This window comes from Kitasatospora sp. NPDC004240, from assembly GCF_053603215.1.
The window spans coordinates 1-3341 of record NZ_JBSGFD010000389.1 but is presented as its reverse complement, the minus strand read 5'-3'; the positions used below and the strand labels follow the sequence as shown (position 1 = coordinate 3341).

Here is a 3341-nt window from a genome sequence, read left to right as displayed (position 1 = left end):
CCAGCGGCCCCCGCCGCCCGGACCGGGGGTACGGCGGCGGGTGCGCCGGGCGGCGGTGACGAGGTCGAGCAGGTCCTCGCCCTGATCAACGACGCCCGGGCCGCCCAGGGCCTCCCGCCGTACACCCTGACCGACGGGCTCACCGCGGCCGCCGCCGGGCACAACGCGGTGATGAGCGGCGGCTGCGGCCTGGCCCACCAGTGCCCCGGCGAACCCACCGTCGGCCAGCGGGAGAGCGCCCAGGGCGTCCACTGGGGCGCGGCCGGCGAGAACATCGGCCGCGGCGGACCGGTCTCCACCGCCACCGCCGACATCGCCGCCCAGGCCGTCCGCCTGACGCAGAGCATGCTCGACGAGAAGCCGCCAGAGGACGGCCACCGTCGCAACCTGCTCAGCCGGAACTTCACCCACATCGGCATCGCCGTGTACCGCGACCCCGCCGGCACGGTCTGGCTCACCCAGGACTTCTCCGACTGACCGACCCGCCGCCGGGCCCTCCGGCCGCACCCTCCCCCCGAACCCGAACCCGAACCCGAACCCGAGGAACCCCCTTGCGCCGTCCAGCCCTCGCCCTCACCCTCGTCACCGCCGCGGCCGCCCTCACCGCCTGCGGCCCGGCCGGCTCCGGAACCGGCGCCGCTCCCGCGCCCGCCACCTCCGCGACCTCCGCCCCCGCGGCGGCCGACGACGCCGCACTGCCCGAGCCGGTCAACGTCGTCACCGCTCCGCCGCAGACCTCCGCCCCCGCCGCCACCCCGGCCCCGGCGCCCAGTGCCTCCACCGCCCGCCCGTCGGCCACCGCCACGGCCTCCGCCAAGGCCACCGCCGCCGCCCCGGCCAAGCCCGCCGCCGGCGGTGGCGGGCCGATCGCCATCGGCTACTCCGCCACCGCCGACTCGCCCGCGGCCGTGGAGGCCGCCCTCCGGCAGGCCAAGGCCGACGGAAAGAACGTCCTGCTCGACTTCGGCGCCACCTGGTGCGGCAACTGCAAGGCCCTCGACAGGACCCTCGGGGACAGCCAGGTGCAGAGCCTCCTCAACGCCTCGTACCACCTGGTCCAGGTCGACATCGGCAGCCACAGCACCGCCAACTTCAACCTCCTCAAGAAGTACGACTCCCAGGGCAGTTACAAGATGCCCGTGCTGATCGTGGTCGCTCCCGACGGCACCGTCCGCACCGACACCAACACCGCCGGCTCGCCCTCCCTCACCACCGGCGGCTTCACCACCTTCCTCAAGAAGTGGGCCCCGTGAGGCCCGGCCGCCGCCCCGCCGCGGCCCTGCTCGCCGTCCTGCTCGCCCTCCCCGCCGCCGGCTGCTCGGCCGACGGCACCGACGGCGAGCGGGCGGTGGCCGCCACCCTCCTCGGCCGCTTCGAGGAGAACGGCGTCACCGTCACCGTCGCCCTGCAGGACTGGCACGACGGTGCCGGAACCCTCGAACTCTCCTTCGCCCCCGGGGAATCCGGCTTCCACCTCTACGCCACGGACCTCCCCCCGGACGGCGTGGACGGGGTCGGCCGGCCCACCACGGCCCGCACCGACGGCGCCCTCGGCACCACCGCCCCGCTCGCCGTCACCGCCCCCGTCCGGCAACTCGCCCTGGAGGGCGTCACCGGGACGGTCCCCGTCTACCCCGACGGACCCGTCACCGCCACCCTCCCGGTCCGCGCCTCCGGCACCGGGCCGGCCACCGTCCACATCGGCTACGCCGCCTGCAGCGAGACCGCGGGCTGCCTGCTGCCCGTCGCCGACCACCCCGTCCCGCTGACCATCACCCCCACCGGGCCCGCCGCCGCTCCGACCGGCTCCGCCCCGACCGCCACCCCGAGGTGAACCCCGTGCCTCCCCGCCCCCGGGCCGCCCTCGCCACGGCCGCCCTGCTCGCCGCGGCGCTGCTGCCCGCCACCGGCTGCGCCGCCGCCGACGCCCTCCAGCAGGGCTCGGCGGCGGCGCCCGCCGGCGGCGCACCCGTCCTCACCTTCGCGGCCGCCGAACGCCGCCCCGCCCCCGATCTCGCCGGCGAGGACCTGGACGGCACCCCGCGGAGCCTCGCCGCCCTCCGCGGCCACGTCGTGGTGCTCAACGTCTGGGGCTCCTGGTGCGGCCCCTGCCGCGCCGAGGCCGACGGCCTCCAGCGCGTCCACACCGAGACCGAGGGGCAGGGCGTGCGCTTCCTCGGCATCGACACCAGGGACCCGCAGCCCGGCCCCGCCCGTGCCTTCGTCCGCGACCACGGCCTCACCTACCCCAGCCTGTACGACCCGAAGGGCGCCCTGGTCCGCACCCTCCCGCCGCAGACCGTCAACGTCCAGGCGCTGCCCGCCACCCTGGTCGTCGACCGCGCGGGCCGGATCGCCGCCGCGGTCTGCGCGCCGGTGACCCCCGAACAGCTGCGGGCCGTCCTCGACCCGGTCACCGCGGAGGCCGCCACCCCATGACCCCGACCACCTCGCCGGTCCCGCTGGCCCTGGACCCCGGAGCCACCCTCGCCCACGGGACCCTGCTGCTCGCCGTCCCGGTGGCCGTCGCGGGCGGCCTGATCTCCTTCTTCTCGCCCTGCGTCCTGCCCCTGGTGCCCGGCTACCTCAGCTACGTCACCGGGTTCTCCGCCGCCGACCTCGCCGACGCCACCGCCGGCCGGCGCGGCCGGATGCTCGCCGGATCGCTGTTGTTCGTGCTCGGCTTCAGCGCGGTCTTCGTCTCCGGCGGAGCCCTGTTCGGGTACTTCGGCAACACCCTCCAGGACTACCGCGAGACCATCACCACCGTGCTCGGCCTGTTCACCGTCGCCATGGGCCTGGCCTTCCTCGGCGTCCTGCCCGGCCTCACCCAGCGGGAACTGCGCACCCACCGCAGGCCCGCCGTCGGACTGGCCGGCGCGCCCCTGCTCGGCTTCGTCTTCGGCCTCGGCTGGACCCCCTGCATCGGCCCCACCCTCGGCGCCGTCCAGGCCCTCGCCTGGAACCAGGCCAGCGCGGGCCGCGGTGCCCTGCTGATGACCGCCTACTGCCTCGGCCTCGGACTCCCGTTCGTCCTCGCCGCCCTGGCCTTCCGGCACGCCCTCGGCGCCTTCGCCCGGGTCAAGCGGCACTACGCCTGGGTGATGCGGATCGGCGGCGGCCTCCTGGTCGCGGTCGGCCTGCTCCTGGTCACCGGCCTGTGGGACCAGCTCGTCGGCCGGCTCCAGCAGTGGGCCGTCACCGTGGACGGCTGAGCCGGCGACCCGTACTCCGGCGACCCGTACTCCGCCGGCCCGTTCTCCGGCGGGCCGGCGGTCGGCGGACCGGTGAGGAGGACCGGTGCGCCAAGACCGGTGGCGGGGCATGAGGTCGGTCCTCAT

5 protein-coding genes are annotated in these 3341 nt (G+C 76.5%); all 5 read left to right on the top strand.

Going from position 1 to position 3341, the window contains the following annotated elements; translation table 11 throughout:
• A partial coding sequence (locus ACWEQL_RS41740; protein WP_452156750.1) for a CAP domain-containing protein occupies positions 1-477 on the top strand: 477 nt, incomplete at its 5' end.
• A 74-nt stretch (positions 478-551) separates the two neighbouring features.
• The gene (locus tag ACWEQL_RS41735) at positions 552-1253 is read left to right on the top strand and encodes a thioredoxin family protein (protein WP_452156748.1); all 702 of its coding nucleotides are present in this window, start codon (positions 552-554) and stop codon (positions 1251-1253) included.
• Positions 1250-1834, top strand: coding sequence for a hypothetical protein (locus tag ACWEQL_RS41730; RefSeq protein WP_452156746.1), 585 nt, complete (start codon positions 1250-1252; stop codon positions 1832-1834). The genes ACWEQL_RS41735 and ACWEQL_RS41730 overlap by 4 nt, the downstream gene beginning before the upstream one ends.
• Before the next feature lie 5 nt (positions 1835-1839).
• Complete coding sequence (locus ACWEQL_RS41725) at positions 1840-2439, top strand: TlpA family protein disulfide reductase (protein ID WP_452156744.1); 600 nt, start codon at positions 1840-1842, stop codon at positions 2437-2439.
• On the top strand, positions 2436-3215 hold the full coding sequence (locus ACWEQL_RS41720; RefSeq protein WP_452156742.1) for a cytochrome c biogenesis CcdA family protein: 780 nt from the start codon (positions 2436-2438) through the stop codon (positions 3213-3215). The genes ACWEQL_RS41725 and ACWEQL_RS41720 overlap by 4 nt, the downstream gene beginning before the upstream one ends.
• Positions 3216-3341 lie beyond the last annotated feature (126 nt).